Origin of the sequence: Roseovarius spongiae, from assembly GCF_003651245.1 — a bacterium.
Classification (GTDB): domain Bacteria; phylum Pseudomonadota; class Alphaproteobacteria; order Rhodobacterales; family Rhodobacteraceae; genus Roseovarius; species Roseovarius spongiae.
Genome location: NZ_RAPE01000006.1, coordinates 114318 through 131186, shown reverse-complemented (window position 1 = coordinate 131186; position 16869 = coordinate 114318). Strand labels below are relative to the sequence as shown.

The window sequence follows — 16869 nt, the reverse complement described above, 5'->3', positions numbered from 1 at the left end:
GTTGTCAGATGACCGCGCTTACATGACGAAGCGGGGCAGATAGGTTGCGAGGGCAGGGAACGCGACGATGAACGAAAGGCATATGAGATCGGTCGCGATGAACCACGAAACGCCGCGGAAGATCGTATTCAGACTCACCGCGCTGCCCACCGCGCTGTTGATCACATAGACGTTAAGCCCCACCGGAGGCGTCATGAGGCCGATTTCAAGCAACTTCACGATGATGATGCCCAGCCAGACCAGATCGATGCCGTAAGCGTCCACCAGTGGCATGATGATCGGCAGCGTCAGCAACATCAGCCCGATGGAATCGACGAACATGCCAAGGAAGATATAAACGATCGCGATGGCGATCAGCAGCGTGTAGGTTCCGACGCCGGCTTCTATGATACCCGCCGAAATGGTGGTCGGCAGTCCGGACAACGCCAGGAAGTTGGTGAGCATCGTAGTTCCGATGAGGATCAGGAAGATCCCCGCCGTACCGTGCAGCGTTTCCTCGACCGCGTTGCGCAATGCATTGAACGTCAGTGTTCCACGCACCATTGCGATGAGGCAGGCGACGAGCGCGCCGATGGAACCGGCCTGCGTCGGCGTGAAGATGCCGACAAAGATGCCTACCATCACGCTCACGATCAGAACTGGCAAGGGCCAGACATCCTTGAGCGCGGAGAGGATCTCGCGCAGGTCGGGATGATCGTGGACCGGGGGTGCGAGTTCGGGCTTCAGCTTGCAGCGCAGGATGATCATCACCGAATAGAAGACCATCGTCAGCATGCCCGGGATGACGCCGGCAATGAAGAGCTGTCCGATGGAAACCTCGGCGTAATATCCATAAAGAAGCAACAAGATGCTGGGCGGGATCATCGACCCCAGCGTACCGCCCGCGGCGATCACGCCCGTCGCCAACCCGGGATGATAGCCGTGCCTGAGCATTTCGGGCGTGGCGATCTTGGCCATCGCGGCCGAGGTGGCGATGCTGGATCCCGACGCCGCGGCGAAAAGGCCGCTGGCGCCGACGCTCGACACCGCAAGCCCGCCCGGCAGGCGCGAAAGCAAGAGCCGCGCCGCGCGGAACAGTCCTGTCGTGAGGCCGGTTGCGCTGGCCACGTATCCCATCAACAGGAACATCGGGATCGCGGATAGATTCCAGTCCCCTACGAAAGCGAAGGGAACTGACGCGATCATGCTCATCGCGGCCTTGAGATTCGCAATCCAGATGAATCCCAGGAAGGAGACGATGATTAGCGCCAGCCCTATGCTGAGCCGCAAGAGGATCAGCACGAGCGCCATCAGCATGCAAATGACGCCGATCATTTCACCGGACATCGTCGTCTCCTCCGGAAATGCCGGTGGCTGCCTGGCGGATCAGACGCAACGTTCCGACCAAGACGCAGATCAGAAAGAACAGGAAGCCGGCAAACAGGATCCAGCGGCTGGGCCAGATCTGGATCATCGTCGTGCCCATCATCATCTCACCGCGCTGGGTCGCCTGCACGGCCTTGTCGAACGACACGTAGGTCAGAACGCTGAGCATCGCAATCCCGACAAGCCCAACCAGCCCCTGACAGGCCATGTTGGCGCGCTTCGGCAGTTTCTGCATGAGGATATCCGTCTTGATGTGATCGTCGCGCAACTCGGTGCTGCCCAGCGGCAGGAAAACGATCCCCACCATCATGTAGAATGCGACGATCTCGATCACGTTCTGGATAGGCCGGCCCAATATGGTGGCGGAAGCGACATCCGCCGAGACCAGAAGCATCATGCCGAGCAGGACGAGACCTGAGATTGCCATGACGACGGCGCTCAGACCTCGCAATAGCCGAGTTGCAATGGAGATCATGTTCCCGGCCCCCGCTCGGATGCGTCAGTCCATCGAGTAGGTCGATGCGTCGACCTTGCCGAACAGCTCCTTCCGGGCGATCTCGACCAGAGCATCCCGGTCATCGCGATCGACCCCTTCGAGCCGGTCTTCCCATTTCGCCATGATTGCTTCGAAACCGGAAATCAGCTTGTCCGGATCGTCCAAGCCGAATGTGTCGCTGCCCAGTTTCACGGCGTTACCGCGCACAACATCGGCGAAATCGTTCACGGACTTGGTAAGATCGTCAGCAGGTGTGATTACTGTGACCCCATGATCCGGCGCTTCGGCCAGCGCCTCGGCATCGCCGTCCGTGTACTGGATGGTTTCGTCGATCATCGCCTCGGGTAGCGTGTCGAAGAACGCCTGCCGCTGGTCGTCCGACAGGCTCTGCCAGAAATCACGGTTCGCCCCCTGGGAATAGCCCGACCAGTAAAGGCCGAGATTGACGAGGGTGACGTGATCGGCAACGTCCCAGAGCGAGCGGCTCTTCAGGTCGATCGCCGAGATGGCCGCACAATCCAGCTGCCCCTTGTCCAGACCATCGTACATCTCGCTCGAGGGGACGTTGACGGGCACGCCGCCGACACTGGCCAGCCAATCGGACTGCGCAGCGCCCGGTACGCGCACCTTCTTGCCCTTCATGTCGGCGAGCGTTTCAATCTTGCTGGAACACAGAAGCACATAGGGCGAAGTGGCATAGCCGCCGAGATAGGCGATATTGTTGTCTTTCCACTGCTGCTGCAGTTGCGGCAAGGTCATGTTCGCCTCGGTGATCGCAAACGCGGCCGGAAACGGATCCGAAGCCCCGAAGGCGACCTGCGCGAGCACGTTGTCTTCCGGTATGTCCGAAGGGGTGTAGGTGCCGGCATGATACCCGATCTGCGCGATCCCGTCGCGGATGCCGCTCAGATGCTCGCCCGGCGCCAACAGCACCGGCCCGGTGAAGAGCGTAGGCTTCAGCGTCCCGTTCGATGCGGCCTCGAGGCGAGGCAGCCACTCCACGTATGAATGCTTGGACAATGGATGGGTCGCAGGCAACCATGCGCTCGCGTTGAATTCGACAACATCATCGGCAGCGGCAATTCCCGACGTCGCGAAGAACGCTGCAGTCGCCGCCAGCGCCGACAACGTTCCTACGGATCGCTTGTTCATAACACTTCCTCCCAGTTTTTATGGCGTCGCTTTGAAAGTGAATAGGATTGGCATTGATAAATCAAATACCTAATTTTTATTTATTTATATCAGTATTGATATTGAACTGCCGTCTGACAACAGTCGGACAGGAAGCCTGAGCCGGTACTGGTTTTCCGGTCAGTTCAGGAGTGAACCGATCAAGGCGGCGAAACTGGGGCGGCCGTGGTTCTAAGGCCCTTCCTTGACGTTGTCACCCAGCACGTTCTCGACGTAGAGCATCCGCACCAGGATGATGATGACCAGCATCAAGGGCGTCGCCAGCAGCGCGCCGAGAAGGCCGAAGAGGCCGCCCAGTGCGACCACCGCGAGAATCGTCAGGACCGGCGGCAGCGAGGTGGCCCGCTTCTGAATGAGCGGCATCAGCAGGTTGCCCTCGATCTGCTGGATGAGAAGGAACAGGCCGGCGGTGTAAACCGCATCCATCGGGCTTTGGGAAAATGCGATCAGGGTCGCCGGAATGCCGCTAAGGAAAGGGCCGAGATAGGGGATGAAGTTCGTCAGCCCCGCAATCAGCCCGAGCGCGAGCGGCACCGGCACGCCGATCAGCCACAGGCCCAGGCCGGTCATGATCGCGACCGCCACCATGTCGATCGACTGGCCGAGCAGCCACCGCCAGAGCCCGCTGCCAAGCGTGTCCAGCACCTCGCGCGCGCGGGCGCGCCCCGCCTTGGGCACCAGATGCAGAAAGCCCCGCCGATAGAGATGGGGATCGACCGCGAGGAAGATCGCCACCGTGAACACGATCACCAGATTCGCAAAGAGCGCCGCCGTGGTCGACGCCGTGCCGCCAAGCATCTTGACGATGTTCCATTGCGTGCCGCCCTCTTCACGGGAAAGAAAATTCAGCAGATATTCGCCCCATTCGGTCTGTCCGATAAAGGACCGCATGTCGCTCAGCGCGCGCGGCAGGCTTTCCAGAACCTCCATCAGTTCCGATGCGACGCGAGGGCCGGCAAGGATGGCGAGAAGAACCGTGACCGCGATGATGCCGCCGAAAACCACCACGAGGCACAAGCCGACTGGCAGCGACGTGACATTCGACAGCGTCAGCGCCAGGTGCCGCAGCAGCACAGACAACAGCAGGCCGGCGAAAGCCAGCAGCAGGACCGCGGCGAATTGCCAGGTCAGCAGCGCCACCGCGATGACCAGCAGGATCGCAAGCGCGGTTGTGAAGGCAGGTCTTTCCAATCGAACGTCTCCCGCAGGGCAACCCGCGTCTGGGACGTGGGTTCCAATTCTCGCCGATTGCCGCGCCGCGGGAACCCTGGCCGCGGCTGCAGCGTTTCGGAATCGATTGCCGCCAGGCATCAGGCTGAACGGATGGTGGAAAGGCATGGCAAGATCCCCGCACCTGTGCGTGTCAGCTCTGTTCCTGATCGCGATTTCCTCGCTCTGCGCGAGCGGTGCGGTCGGCCAGGAAACGAAGACGAAGAGCAGCGCATCGGCTGGTCGGCAGCTCTTTCTCTCGACGGGTTGCGGAGCCTGCCACCGGATTGCCGGAACCGACGCGCAGGGTGAGATCGGGCCCGACCTGACCCATCTCGCGTCGCGCGCCACCATCGGCGCGAACATCATGCCGATGACGTCGGAGAACCTTTCGAAATGGATCCGGCATACGCAAATGGTGAAACCCGGCGCGCGGATGCCGTCCTTCGGGATGTTGCCGGTGGCGGAAACGGACGCGATCGTGGACTACCTGGTGACGCTCAAATGAAGGCTTCCGAAGACAAGCCACGGCGCAACCGCGCTGTTTTCCGGCTGCTGCGTCTGCCGCTTGGGGTGATTGCGGCGATGGCGATCCTTGGCGTCGTCCTCGTCTATTTAGCCGCTCCGCTCAATATCGCGGCGCGGATCGGCCCTTATCCGGGCGTCGCGTGGGTCCTGCATACCTACATGAAGCAATGGGCGCGGAACTGGTCCTATTGGGTCGAGAAACCGGATTACGTCGATCTGTCCAATCCCGCACTCGTCCGGCTTGGCGCGGGCTATTACGAGACCGGATGCGCCGCCTGCCACGGCGCGCCGGGGCGCGAGCGCAATCCGCTGGTGCGGCTGATGGAGCCGGCGCCGCCATCGCTGGCATCCGAAGAGGTGGCGAATTTCAGCGACAAGGAACTGTACTGGATCGTCTGGAACGGCGTGCGCTACACGGCGATGCCGGGCTGGACGGGCGACAACCGGCAGGACGAAGTTTGGGCGATCGTCGCGTTCATGCGAGAGTATGGCGCCATCGCACCGCGGGATTACGTGCGTCTGGCCTATGGAGAGGTGCAGCCAAAGGGCCTTGGGGGCGGTGGCGCGATGAGCTTTGGCGGACTTGATGACCGGCTGGACAAGACCGTGCAGGACTGCGCGCGTTGTCACGGGCGTGACGGTATGGGCCGTGACGGGACGGCCCCGAAGCTTGCCGGTCAGACGCACGAATACCTGGCCGCGACGCTTGACGGCTATGCCTCGGGCAAGCGGGCGAGCGGGATCATGCAGCCGATCGCCGCGCCGCTGTCGGGGGACGAGGTTGAAAGGCTTGCCGCGCACTATGCCGATTTGCCGTCCCGCGCGGTTGCGAGCGAAGCGCAAGCTCCGGCCAGGGCGGCGGCGGACGTGCCGGATGGCGCCCTGGTGGCGCTGGGGCAGCGCATTGCCGCAGAGGGCGATCCGGACCGCTTCGTTCCCCCTTGCGGCGCGTGCCATGAGGGCAGCGGCGCGGTGCGGCCTCGCGCGGAGTATCCGCGTATTGCCGGGCAGGACAGCCGGTTCATCGAGGCGTGGCTGCGGCTTTACCGTGACGGCCCCGCGGGCGGCACCGATTTCGCCGAAGTGATGCATGTCTCCGCCCAAGGGTTGACCGACCGCCAGATCAAGGCGCTCGCCGCGTGGTATTCCTCGCGTCCCTATGACGCCCAGGCGGGCGCGGTGGAGCAGGCACGGTCCGGCGATGCCGCCGCAGCGCCGCCGTATTAGGGAGCCGCCCGCGGATCGGAGCCGGAGCCAAGCAGCCGGGCCGCAAAATACAGCGCCGCCGCCAGGTAGCCGAGGCCACCGCCAAGCGCCATGATGATTCCGCCAAGACGCTGATCGCTCAGGGCGTCCAGTCCGAAAGCGCCGCCGCAGATCCCCGACGCATAAATCTGCCCGGGCGCCAGCGCCAGCAGGACGCCAAGCATCGTCATGTGAATGAAACTGCCGAGCATGGCGAGCGCGCCGGCGGCCGCGCCGCGCCGGGTGCGGTCGGCAAGGCCCGGCAGCCAGACCAGCATGCCCGTCACGAGAAAGCTGAGTTGCTGCAACGCGAAGGCGCGCCCGTCGAGAGCCGCCGCTAGATGCAGCGCGGGCGTATGCCAGGACCAGACCACCAGCATCTCGACCCCCGAGAACCCCAGCGCCGCGCCGATCCCGAAGCGCAGGTTCCGCAGCGCGCCGGTTCGCGCAAACGCCAGCCCCGCCAGCGGCGCCGCCCCCAGGACAAGCGCGAGATGCAGCACCATGTGCGTGGTGAATGAGACCGAAGCGATGCGCGGCAAGGGCCCCAGCCAGAGCGCCAGGAGAAGGCAGGCGGCGGCCGCAGCAGGCCAGAATCGCCGCAGGCGGTTCGGCCATGAGGACGCCATCGGAGGATGGCGGGATCGCGCGTTCAGACCGGACACATGCCGCCCCAGAAAATCGGGATGGAATTGGCGATGATCGCAACCACGCTGACCAACGCCACGAACAGCCCGCCGAACGCCATCCAGTGGACACGCCCCTCACCGGCGCTGATCGCGCCGCCCTCCGGAGGGTCGGCAGCCTGGTGCGAGCGGCGCATGTTGACCATCGTGAGGACGGTTCCGGCAATTCCCAGCACAAGCGCCGCGACGTTGATCCATCGGATCGCGGGCCCGGCCCAGGTGAGCGACGTCAGACCCGTCGCCTCCCCCCCGGGCGCAAGACAGGCCAGGCCGGAAAGCGATGCGATCGCGGCGAGTTGGAGCGCCCAGACGGTAGGCGCCAGCAGGAACGAGAAGACCAGCAGCCAGTCGCCTACCTTGTGACGTCCCGGCGCGGGGTGGCCGATGTCTGTCTCGGTTCGTGTCTCTTCTTCGGCCATGCTGCGACCTCCGCTTCAGTTGAAGAGGTGGGGCGTGACGTAGATCGTCGTGAACACGGCGACCCAGACCACGTCGACGAAATGCCAATAGAAGGCGGCGATGCTGACCGGATCGCGGCGGTGGGCGTCGAACTTGCCCAATGCCGTCCAGAGCGCAACGGCGAGCAACATGATGACGCCGCCCACGACATGCGCCATGTGAAACCCGGTGACCGTGAAGTAGAGCGACGAATAGGAATCCGTCGAAATCGTGAAATCCTTGTCGGCCCATTCGGTCGCCTCGAGCGCCACGAAAGCGATACCGAGCAGCGCGCCCCCGGCAAGCGCGATCGCGCAAACGGCGCTGCGCCCCTGCTTGATGCCGCGCTCGCCGATCCAGACGACAACGCTGCTTGTAAACAGCAGCGCCGTCATCGGGATGGAGAACTTGAACCCCGGCAATTCGGGCGGCAGCCAGTCGCGTCCATAATGCAGCGCCATGTAGTAATAACTGAACAGCAGATAGGCGAAGAGGCACGCCTCGGTCGTGACCAGCGCCGCCATGCCGAACCAGCCGTTGCCGCGCGCATCGGTGCTGCCAAGGGTAAGCCGGCCGAAAGACAGATCGGCCTGCGTGTCGGGAATCCGATGGGTCGTCTCAGTCATCGCGGACCTCCCTGACCTGTCCGAGGCTTGCGCGCGGCCAGTTCCAGAAAAGACCGCAAAGCAGCGTGACGATCCCGAGCGCCGCGGCCGTCCATGTCCAGTGGTAAAGGAGCGCCGCGAAGAAACCGGTCATGGCCAGCGTGGCGAAGAACGGCCAGAGCGAATCCTCGGCCACCTTCGATACCAGCAACGGTTCGCCGTCGAGCATGCTGGTCACGAGCTGTTCCTTGCCTCTGTCCAGAACGGGACCGTGATCGAGCGAGGAGCGCCCGGTGGCTTCCCCGCCGAGGCGGCCCTCCCACAGCGGATGCCGGCCGGCGACCACCGGCTGCACCGCGAAGTTGTAGGCCGGCGGCGGCGAGGACACCGCCCATTCCAGCGTCGGCGCGTCCCAGGGGTTGGGGGCGGCCCGCCTGCCGAACCAGCGGCCCTGCGCGACGTTGATCAAAACCAGCAGGATACCCGCCGCCATGACGAAACTGCCGACGGTGGTGAGCATGTTCAGCCAGCCCCAGCCGGCGGCGTCTGGGTAGGTATAGATGCGCCGCGGCATGCCCATCAGCCCGGTCCAGTGCATCGGCAGAAACGCCAGGTTGAAGCCGAGGAACACGCACCAGAAGGCGATCCGGCCAAGGCGCTCGTCCAACATCCGCCCGGTCATCTTGGGAAACCAGAAGTAAAGCCCGGCAAGAACGCCGAACAGGTTGATGCCGACGATGGTGTAATGCAGATGCGCCAGCACGAAATAGGTGTCGTGCAGTTGCAGATCCGCCGGCACGCTGGCCGTCATCACGCCCGAGACCCCCGCGATCACGAACATGACGATGAACGAGGACGCATAGAGGAACGCCGTCTTGATCACCGGACGGCCCCACCAGATCGTCGCGACCCAGGCAAAGACGGAAACCGCGCTGGGGATCGTTATGATGAAGGACGCGCCGCTGAAATAGGAAAGCGACAGGAACGGGATGCCGGTGGCGAACATGTGATGCACCCAGACGCCGAAGCCCAGTATCATCGTCGCCACCGTCGCAAGCACGACAAGGCTGTAGCCCACCAGTGGTCGGCGGCAGAAGACCGGCAGGATGTCCGACACCATCCCCATCGCCGGCAGGACGATGATATAGACCCAAGGGTGTGCGAAAAGCCAGAAAAGATGTTGCCATAACAGCGGCTTGCCGCCGTCCTCGACCCCGTAGAAATGCGTTCCGTACTGCCGGTCGAGCCATAACAGGAAAAAGGCGAGGCTGACCGCCGGGACCGCCAGCAGGTTGCCGACCGAAATGGTGGTGGTGCCCCAAAGGATGACCGGCGTGCGGTTGAACGACATCCCCGGCGCGCGCAGCCGCAGGAAGGTGATGACGAAGTTGATCGAGCCCGTCGTCGTCGAGATCCCCAGCAGGATCATGCCCAAGGCGTAGAAATCCATGTTCATGCCGGGGTTGAACTGCTTTAGCGCATAGGGCGGATAGTTGAACCAGCCCGCGTTCGGGACCGCCCCGGCGAAAAAGCTGGCATAGATGAACAGCCCCGAAAACAGGAATACCCACCAGGAAAAGGCGTTGAGCCGCGGAAACGCCATGTCGCGGGCGCCGATCAGCAGCGGAAACAGAAAGATCGAGAATCCCGAAAGGATCGGCAGCGCATAGAGGAAGATCATCGTGATCCCGTGCATCGAGAACAGTTCGTTATACTGCTCGGGCGTCAGGAACGTCTGGTCGGGACCGGCAAGCTGAACCCGCATCGCCAGCGCCTCGATGCCGCCAAGGAGCAGGAAGACGAACGCGGTGATGATGTAGCGAATGCCGAGGATCTTGTGATCGACGGTGCCGAACCAGCCGCGCAGGCCCGATCCGCCCTCCCATATCCGGTCCAGCCGCTCGCGCAGGTCCGGTGTGACCGGCTCGATTGCGGGTTCCCGGGTATATCTGGCGGGCAATTCGGGCACGACCGCTACCTCGTCTCGTTGTTGGATGGCTCGGCGGGTCCGGACGGTGCCGCTTCTGCCCGCTGCTTGAGCCAGGCGTCGAAGTCCTGCGGCGGAACGGCCCGGAGCTCGAAGGCCATCTTCGCGTGCTGGAGCCCGCAATATTCAACGCACTGGCCGCGATAAACCCCGGCGGCGTCGGCGCGCAGCCAGGCGACGTTTTCCTGCCCCGGTATCATGTCGGTCTTGCCGCCCAGCAGCGGCACCCAGAAGGAATGGATGACATCGGCCGAGCGCAGCACGAAGCGGACAGGTTTGCCGACCGGCACGCGGATCTCGTTGGCTGTCTCGAAGAGCGTCGCGCCGTCGGCGTCCTTGTAGGCCACCTGCCACCAAAATTGATGGCCTGTCACCTCGACGGTTGCGGCCGGCGCGGCGCGGGGCGTCTGGATCGCGGCCATAGTGGTCACCGTCCAGAAGACGAAGACCAGCAGGATCGCGACGGTGGCGGCTACGCCGGCGTAGATCCAGCGCAATGCCCCGGTGTCCCGTCCCGCCACGACCGAGCCGGTATCGGTGTTCATGTCCTCGACGCGCCTGCCGCGCCGCAGCACGGCGATCAGGACAAGCGCGGTGATGATGACGACCACCGCAACCGAAAGCCAGCCGAGAGCCAGCAGGATCGGCCGGATCTCATGCGCCGGGGCACCGAAGCTTTCAAGGTAGTTCAGAGGGCCATGGCCGCCCGTCGTGGCCTGCATGTCCGCCTGTGCCCGCGCGGCAAACGGTGCGGCCAAAGCGAATAGGACGACAGTGCAGCGCGAAAGATTTGTCGCGGCGGGCGGCAGGTCTAAGGGCCGGGTTGTCCTGTGCCGGGAAGCCCACGGCCAAATCGCCCGAAAAGCGGTCCGTGAGGAGAACCTGAATCTGAAGTTGAAGCGAAACATCCCCGGCCGCGTCCTCTTTCTTGCTTAATCAACCTGCGCGAACAACGATTGGTTCCGCGCGTTCCCATTGCCCGAGAGCCTTTGGCGATTGACGGTGTCCTTCTCGCTCCCGACCGCTCTCGCACCCGCGCCTGCGTCTTATCCGTGCCCGTAGCGCTGTGCGTCCTCGTGCTTGCGGTCCGATCTTTCGAATTCCAGCGTTGAGTGGGAGATGCCGAACTCATCCTCGAGGCGCGCCTTGATGGCGTCCTTGATGTCTTCGATATTGCTCCACTGCTCCTTCGAGACCACGACATGTGTGTCGAGGGCGGCGGCGTGTTCGCCCATCTGCCAGAAATGCGCGTGGTGCACTTCGCTCACGCCGCCCACCTCTTCGACCGCGGCGATCACGGCGTCGGTGTCGATGTCCGGCGGGCTGCCCAGCATCAGCGTGCGGATCGGCCCGCCGATCTCGGCAAAGGCGAGCCAGAGAATGTAGATCGCGATCCCGATGGTGATCGCCGGATCGACCCAGCGAAGATCGTAGAGCAGGATCAGCGCGCCGCCGACGATGACCGCGACCGAGGCGAGGGCGTCCGACAGGTTGTGCAGGAACAACGCGCGGATGTTCACGCTGCGCTTCTGCATCGACCAGGTCAACCCGGCGGTCAGCGCATCGACGGCCAAGGCGACGCAGCCGAGGATCACGACCGCCCAGCCGGCCACCTCGGGCGGGTCGATCCAGCGCATCACGCCTTCATACGCCAGATAAGAGCCGATCAGGATCAGCGACGTGTAGTTGATAAGCGCCGCCACGATCTCGGCTCGGCCATAGCCGAAGGTCATCTTCGCATCGGCCGGGCGCCGGGCGATCTTGCGCGCGCCGAAGGCGATCACCAGCGACGCCATGTCCGAGAAGTTGTGGATCGCATCCGCGATCAGCGCGAGACTGCCCGACAGGATGCCACCCACGATCTGCGCGACGGTCAGCAGACCATTGGCCCAGATGGCGACGGCGACGCGCTTGTCGCCGGATTCGGGATCGATATCGCCATGGTCGTGCGGCACCGGCTTTTACTCCTGTTCACCGCCGCGCTTTGGGCGCTTCGATCAGCGCGCCCCGCGATCATCCGCCGTCAGGCGAAACGCTTCGCCCTCAACTTGCAGGAAAACCTGGCCAAGCCGCGCCACGGGCCCGTAGAAACCGCCGGCGCCGGCGGCCTCGAGATCCGTCAGAAACTGCGCGGTCCAAGGGATGATGTGCCGGTCGAAGAAACGGCGCTGCGTCTCAGGTTCGCGCCCGGCGGCGAACTGTCCGCGAACCAGCCCGGCCATGATGGCGAAAAGCGTCGCGGCGTGATCCTCGGGTTCGCCCTGACCCGGCGCGCGTTCAATCCCCAACGCGTTCATGTCGCCGCGCAACCGTGACAGCGATTGTCCGTTGAGATGCCCGTCGCGGTAGACACTGGCGAAGGGCAGGATCTCGCCGCGTCCGAGGCCGATGAAAAGCGTATTGTATTCCCGCTCGACAGTCCGCGCATCGGTCTGCGCCGCGGCGCCGGCAAGTTCGGCCAGCGCGTGTCCGAGCTGCGCCGATCCGCCTGTCATGGCTGCCAGGGTCCTCAGCGCCGGAGAATCGGGCGGGGCGGACAGAAGCGACGCGAGAAGCTCGTAGAGCGCGGCGCGGCCTTCCTCTTCGGCGGCGATGGCGGGCCGAGGGGCGGTATCCATCATCGCCCGCCGTCCTCGGGTAGGGCGAACCGCATGCGGCGCGGGGTGGGTCGAGGATGGTCAATCGGCGGCTCCTGCGTGGCCAGGTCGACCGGCCCGGCGACTTCCTGCGCCTCGAGGACGGGCGCCGCGGGCTCGGCTTCGCGTTCACGCGCCGGCGCGCGAACACGGGCTGCGAACCCGTTCCCGATCTCCCAGGCGGTCCGCAGGGTCTCGGGCACCGTCGCGGCGTCGGTATAATCGTCGTCATAATCGACCAGCCCGTCGAGCCGCGCCAGCGCCGGGTTCACCCGCCAGAGCGTGCGCAGCGCCCGGCGGCGTAGCGATGGGGGAACGTCCGCGCGCAGGAAGCCGCTGAAATCGTCCCCCGCGGACAGCGCCGCGGGATCCGGCAACCCGAGCCGGTTCAGGGTCTCCGCCTCGGACTCCTCCGGTTCATCGTTTTCGGCCCGAACGCCCATTGCCGGCGTATCGCCGCTCTGGCGCGCCCTCTCGCGTTTGCGGCGCGACCAGCGGTTCAGGCGTGATTCACTGTCATTCTCCGGCATCTGCCCCACCTTGGGTAAAATCTGAACCAACCCGTCTCGAACTTGGAACGCATTCGCGTCCCGGACGTTCCACACAGAGCCACTTGTTTACATAGGCCCGCACATGACCAAGCCCGATCGTCTGTTGCTGTGCAGTTGCGCTGGCAGCATGAGCATCGATGCAAAAACCGCGCAGGCCGCCACGGGCGCGGGAGAGGTGCGTCAATGCAGTGCGCTCTGCACTGCCGAACTGGACGTTGCGCGGCAGGCATTGGCCGGTGATGGCGTAACGCTGATCGCCTGCGGGCAACAGGCGCGGCAATTCGAGGAACTTTCGGACGAACTGGGCGGGTCGGGTGAGTTGCGCACCACCGACATTCGCGACCGCGCCGGCTGGAGCGACGGACGCTCTGCCCACGCCAAGCAGGCGGCGTTGCTGGCCGAGGCGATGCTTGATGGCCCCGACATTCCGCTGCGCGAGATCGTCTCCGAAGGCGTGTGTCTGATCCTCGGGAGCGATGCGGCGGCTCTCGATGCCGCGCGCCGCCTGGCAGGGGAGCTGGCGGTGACCTGCCTGATGGACCCGGCCCCGCGTGACGCGCCGCCCGACGGCGCGTTCGACCTTGCGGCGGGACGTGTGCGGCAGGCGACCGGGGCGCTCGGGGGGTTTCGCGTCACCGTGGACGGCTACGCGCCGGCCGATCCGGCGGGGCGCGGAGCGGCCGGTTTCGCGGCGCCAGTGGACGGCGCGGAATCGGCCTGTGACATCATCCTCGACTTGCGACGCGATGCGCCGCTGTTCCCGGCGCCGGAGAAGCGTGACGGTTATCTGCGCGCCGACCCGCGCCGCCCCGGTGTGTTGGAGCGGGCGGTCGCCGCCGCGGCCGATTTGCGCGGCCGTTTCGAGAAGCCGCTGCATATCCGGTTCGATCCCGATCTTTGCGCTCATTCCCGCGCGGGGCAGCCGGGGTGTGAGCGGTGCCTTTCGGTCTGCCCGACCGGCGCGATCCTGCCTGCGGGCGATACCGTGGCGATCGACCCCGATATCTGCGCCGGCTGCGGCGCCTGCGCGGCGGTCTGCCCGTCAGGCGCGGCCACCCGTGACGACCCGCCCGTCGGTTTCCTGTTCTCGCGGTTGCGCACGCTGGCCTCGGCCTATCGCGCGGCGGGCGGCGGGGCGCCGCGTGCGCTTTTTCATGATGAATACGGGGCTGAGTTGATCCGCCTCGCGGCGCGCTTCGGCGACGGTCTGCCGCCGGATGTGATCCCGGTCGCCGTCCCGTCGATCGAGGGCGTCGGCCACGCCGAGATGTTGGCCGCCGTGGGAAGTGGTTTTTCGTCCGCGCTGCTGCTTTGCGGGCCGCGCGACGAAGTGTCGACGCCGCAAGCGGAGTTGGCGCTGGCGCAGGCGATCCTGGCCGGGGCAGGGGCCGATCCGGAGCGCCTGTCGCTGATCGAGGTGGAAGACCCCGACGCGCTGCCGCGATGCCTGCGCGAGGATCGCTGCGACGACGCGCCCGCCTGCGAACCCGTCCTGGCGATGGGCGGCCGGCGCGAGGTCGTGCGGCTTGTCGCGCGTGCGCTCGCAGATGACGACGCCGAGGCGCACGCGCCCGAGATCCCGCTGCCTGACGGCGCGCCCTATGGCGCCGTGGTGCTGGACAGCGACGCCTGCACGCTCTGCCTTGCCTGCGTGTCGCTCTGCCCCTCGGGCGCGCTGGCCGACAACCCGGACAAGCCGCAGCTCCGGTTCCAGGAATCCGCTTGCCTGCAATGCGGCATCTGCGCCAATATCTGCCCCGAGGATGCGATCACGCTGGCGCCGAAACTCGATCCGGCGCCGGGGGCGTTGTCCCACCGGGTGCTGCACGAGGAAGAGCCGTTCAACTGCATCGCATGCGGCACGCCCTTCGGCGTACGCTCCACCATCGAGCGGATCGCGAAGAGCCTGGAGGGCAAGCACTGGATGTTCGAGGAGGACAGCGGCCGCGCCGACCTGATCCGCATGTGCGAGGATTGCCGGGTGCGCGCGCAATTCGGCGGCGAGGGGCGCGTACTGGCCGGAACGCCGGAACGGCCGCCCGCGCGCACCTCGCAGGATTACGCCAACGGGCTCGCGCCCGCTGATCACCGCAGGAAAGGAAAAAGCCGATGACCGAAGACAGTTTCAACATGTCGATGCGCAAGTTCCTCAAGCTCGTGGGCGTCACGTCCCAGCAGCAGATCGAGGAGGCCGTGCGCGACGCCCGCGCGGCCGGAACGCTGCCCGATGGCCCGCTGCGCGCCGAGGTGACGCTGACGATCGAGGGGCTCGACCTTTCACACCGGATCGACGGCGACATCAGCCTGCCCGACGATGCCTGATACCCCCGACGAGGGCGCCATCCGCGCGGCGCTGGCCAGTGTCACGGATCCCTCCAGCGGGCGCGATATCGTCGCGTCGGGCTATCTGCGCGGCGTTTCGGTGGCGGACGGCTCCGCCTCGATCGTGCTTGAGGTCGATCCGGCGCGCGGCTCCGCGTTGGAGCCCCTGCGCGCCGCCGCCGAGCGCGCGGTCGGGGCGCTGGACGGGATCGACGCCGCGTCGGTGGTCCTCACGGCGCATACGCCCGCCGGCAAGGCGCGCCCCCAGTCCGCGGCGCCGGCCCCGCCCGACCTGCGCCCGGCGAAGGCGCAGCCGCCCGCGGGGCCGGCGCCGATGGACGGGATCGGCCGGATCGTCGCCGTAGCCTCGGGCAAGGGCGGCGTCGGCAAATCGACCGTGGCCGCCAACCTGGCGGTCGCGCTGGCCGCCGAAGGCCAGCGGATCGGCCTTCTCGACGCCGACGTTTACGGTCCCAGCCAGCCGCGCATGCTGGGCGTCGGCGGCCGCCCGGCCAGCCCCGATGGTCACATCATCCTGCCGCTTCGCAATCATGGCGTGACGCTGATGTCCGTCGGGCTGATGGTGGGCGAGGACCAGGCGCTGGCGTGGCGCGGGCCGATGCTGATGACTGCCTTGCGCCAGATGCTGGGGCAGGTGCAGTGGGGCACGCTCGACCAGCTTATCGTCGATCTGCCGCCGGGCACCGGCGACGTGCAGATGACGCTCTGCCAGACGGTTCGCGTGGATGGCGCGCTCATCGTTTCGACGCCGCAGGACATCGCGCTGATCGACGCGCGCAAGGGGGTGGACATGTTCCGACGCATGGAGGTTCCGCTGCTGGGAATCGTGGAGAACATGGCCTGTTTCGTCTGCACGGATTGCGGCAAGGTGCATCATCCGTTCGGAGAGGGCGGCGCGCGGGCCGAGGCCGGGCGTCTGGATGTGCCGTTCCTGGGGGAAATCCCGCTCGACGCCACCGTCCGGCGCGCGGCGGACGGCGGCGCGCCGATCGTCGCGAGCCGCCCGGACAGCCCGCCGGCCGCCGCGTTTCGCGCGCTTGCCCGCGAACTGACGGGGCAGCGCGCATGAACCTCGCCCGCGTGATACGGCTCGACGAAAGCGATCCGCGGGTGATGGCGCCCGCCGCCGAGCCGGGTGAGTGGGCGATCTCGGGCGCCTTCGAGTTCACCCAATGGCGCGAGGACGATTTGCAAGGACCGCGCGCGCAGGCCTTCGCGAACGGCTGGCTGGGGCTGGAGAGCTTCGGCCGCGCCACGCTCGTCGCCGTGACGCCGGTGACGGAGGGCGAGTTGACGGCGCTGACCGGGCGGCTGACGCAACATTTCCTCACCCGCTACGACGCCCCGGACGAGGCGGCGGCCCGAAGTGTCGCCGAAGAGGAACTGGCGCAGATGCGCGACCTTTGCGACGGGCAGGAGGCGAACACGATCCTCGTGGTCGAGCGTGCGCTGGAAGAGATCGGCGTGCGCGAAAGGGTGCGCGTGATCCAACCATCCGATGCCCCGCTGTCGGCTATCGCGAGCCACGGCTCTTAACGTACGGAAAGCGACCGACCGCGGACTGGCCGGAACATCCCCCACAGGGCGGC

Annotated in this window: 18 protein-coding genes; 6 read left to right on the top strand and 12 right to left on the bottom strand. The window is 65.7% G+C overall.

The window, feature by feature from the left end; genetic code table 11:
• Window positions 1-18: 18 nt before the first annotated feature.
• The 4 genes from D6850_RS17075 to D6850_RS17060 form a co-directional block, all read right to left on the bottom strand.
• Window positions 19-1326, bottom strand: a complete 1308-nt coding sequence (locus D6850_RS17075; RefSeq protein WP_121168822.1) for a TRAP transporter large permease — start codon at window positions 1324-1326, stop codon at window positions 19-21.
• Window positions 1316-1792, bottom strand: a complete 477-nt coding sequence (locus D6850_RS17070) for a TRAP transporter small permease subunit (protein ID WP_166434108.1) — start codon at window positions 1790-1792, stop codon at window positions 1316-1318. The genes D6850_RS17075 and D6850_RS17070 overlap by 11 nt, the downstream gene beginning before the upstream one ends.
• A gap of 72 nt (window positions 1793-1864) precedes the next feature.
• Complete coding sequence (locus tag D6850_RS17065; protein WP_121168820.1) at window positions 1865-3013, bottom strand: C4-dicarboxylate TRAP transporter substrate-binding protein; 1149 nt, start codon at window positions 3011-3013, stop codon at window positions 1865-1867.
• Window positions 3014-3223: 210 nt separating this feature from the next.
• Entirely contained in the window at window positions 3224-4243 is a 1020-nt protein-coding gene (locus tag D6850_RS17060) for an AI-2E family transporter (protein WP_121168819.1), read from the bottom strand.
• A 145-nt stretch (window positions 4244-4388) separates the two neighbouring features.
• Between D6850_RS17060 and D6850_RS17055 the strand changes: the two genes are divergently transcribed.
• Window positions 4389-4769 carry a c-type cytochrome gene (locus D6850_RS17055; RefSeq protein ID WP_206019310.1) on the top strand — a complete coding sequence of 127 codons (381 nt, stop codon included), beginning with the start codon at window positions 4389-4391 and terminating at the stop codon, window positions 4767-4769.
• Window positions 4766-6016, top strand: coding sequence for a c-type cytochrome (locus tag D6850_RS17050; RefSeq protein WP_166434107.1), 1251 nt, complete (start codon window positions 4766-4768; stop codon window positions 6014-6016). Before D6850_RS17055 ends, D6850_RS17050 begins: the two co-directional genes overlap by 4 nt.
• Here the strand turns inward: D6850_RS17050 and D6850_RS17045 are convergent.
• The 8 genes from D6850_RS17045 to D6850_RS17010 form a co-directional block, all read right to left on the bottom strand.
• Entirely contained in the window at window positions 6013-6663 is a 651-nt protein-coding gene (locus tag D6850_RS17045) for a cytochrome c oxidase assembly protein (RefSeq protein ID WP_121168817.1), read from the bottom strand. The genes D6850_RS17050 and D6850_RS17045 overlap by 4 nt on opposite strands.
• A gap of 23 nt (window positions 6664-6686) precedes the next feature.
• Window positions 6687-7139 (bottom strand): hypothetical protein, encoded by a 453-nt coding sequence (locus tag D6850_RS17040; protein ID WP_121168816.1) that lies wholly within the window; start codon window positions 7137-7139, stop codon window positions 6687-6689.
• Between the two features lie 15 nt (window positions 7140-7154).
• The gene (locus D6850_RS17035) at window positions 7155-7784 is read right to left on the bottom strand and encodes a cytochrome c oxidase subunit 3 (RefSeq protein WP_121168815.1); all 630 of its coding nucleotides are present in this window, start codon (window positions 7782-7784) and stop codon (window positions 7155-7157) included.
• Window positions 7777-9732, bottom strand: coding sequence for a cytochrome c oxidase subunit I (locus tag D6850_RS17030; RefSeq protein WP_121168814.1), 1956 nt, complete (start codon window positions 9730-9732; stop codon window positions 7777-7779). The genes D6850_RS17035 and D6850_RS17030 overlap by 8 nt, the downstream gene beginning before the upstream one ends.
• A gap of 5 nt (window positions 9733-9737) precedes the next feature.
• On the bottom strand, window positions 9738-10472 hold the full coding sequence (coxB, locus tag D6850_RS17025) for a cytochrome c oxidase subunit II (RefSeq protein WP_166434106.1): 735 nt from the start codon (window positions 10470-10472) through the stop codon (window positions 9738-9740).
• Between the two features lie 324 nt (window positions 10473-10796).
• Window positions 10797-11705 carry a cation diffusion facilitator family transporter gene (locus D6850_RS17020; RefSeq protein WP_121168812.1) on the bottom strand — a complete coding sequence of 303 codons (909 nt, stop codon included), beginning with the start codon at window positions 11703-11705 and terminating at the stop codon, window positions 10797-10799.
• A gap of 42 nt (window positions 11706-11747) precedes the next feature.
• Window positions 11748-12371 (bottom strand): TorD/DmsD family molecular chaperone, encoded by a 624-nt coding sequence (locus D6850_RS17015; protein WP_121168811.1) that lies wholly within the window; start codon window positions 12369-12371, stop codon window positions 11748-11750.
• Window positions 12368-12916, bottom strand: a complete 549-nt coding sequence (locus D6850_RS17010; RefSeq protein ID WP_121168810.1) for a DUF3306 domain-containing protein — start codon at window positions 12914-12916, stop codon at window positions 12368-12370. Before D6850_RS17010 ends, D6850_RS17015 begins: the two co-directional genes overlap by 4 nt.
• 103 nt (window positions 12917-13019) lie before the next feature.
• Here D6850_RS17010 and D6850_RS17005 point away from each other — a divergent pair, with 103 nt between their 5' ends.
• From D6850_RS17005 to D6850_RS16990, 4 genes are read left to right on the top strand one after another with little or no spacing between them, the layout of a single operon-like run.
• Entirely contained in the window at window positions 13020-15050 is a 2031-nt protein-coding gene (locus D6850_RS17005) for a 4Fe-4S binding protein (RefSeq protein WP_121168809.1), read from the top strand.
• The gene (locus tag D6850_RS17000; RefSeq protein WP_121168808.1) at window positions 15047-15259 is read left to right on the top strand and encodes a DUF6494 family protein; all 213 of its coding nucleotides are present in this window, start codon (window positions 15047-15049) and stop codon (window positions 15257-15259) included. The genes D6850_RS17005 and D6850_RS17000 overlap by 4 nt, the downstream gene beginning before the upstream one ends.
• Window positions 15252-16349 carry an Mrp/NBP35 family ATP-binding protein gene (locus D6850_RS16995; RefSeq protein ID WP_121168807.1) on the top strand — a complete coding sequence of 366 codons (1098 nt, stop codon included), beginning with the start codon at window positions 15252-15254 and terminating at the stop codon, window positions 16347-16349. Before D6850_RS17000 ends, D6850_RS16995 begins: the two co-directional genes overlap by 8 nt.
• Window positions 16346-16816, top strand: coding sequence for a DUF6505 family protein (locus D6850_RS16990; RefSeq protein ID WP_121168806.1), 471 nt, complete (start codon window positions 16346-16348; stop codon window positions 16814-16816). Before D6850_RS16995 ends, D6850_RS16990 begins: the two co-directional genes overlap by 4 nt.
• The last annotated feature ends 53 nt before the right edge of the window (window positions 16817-16869 follow it).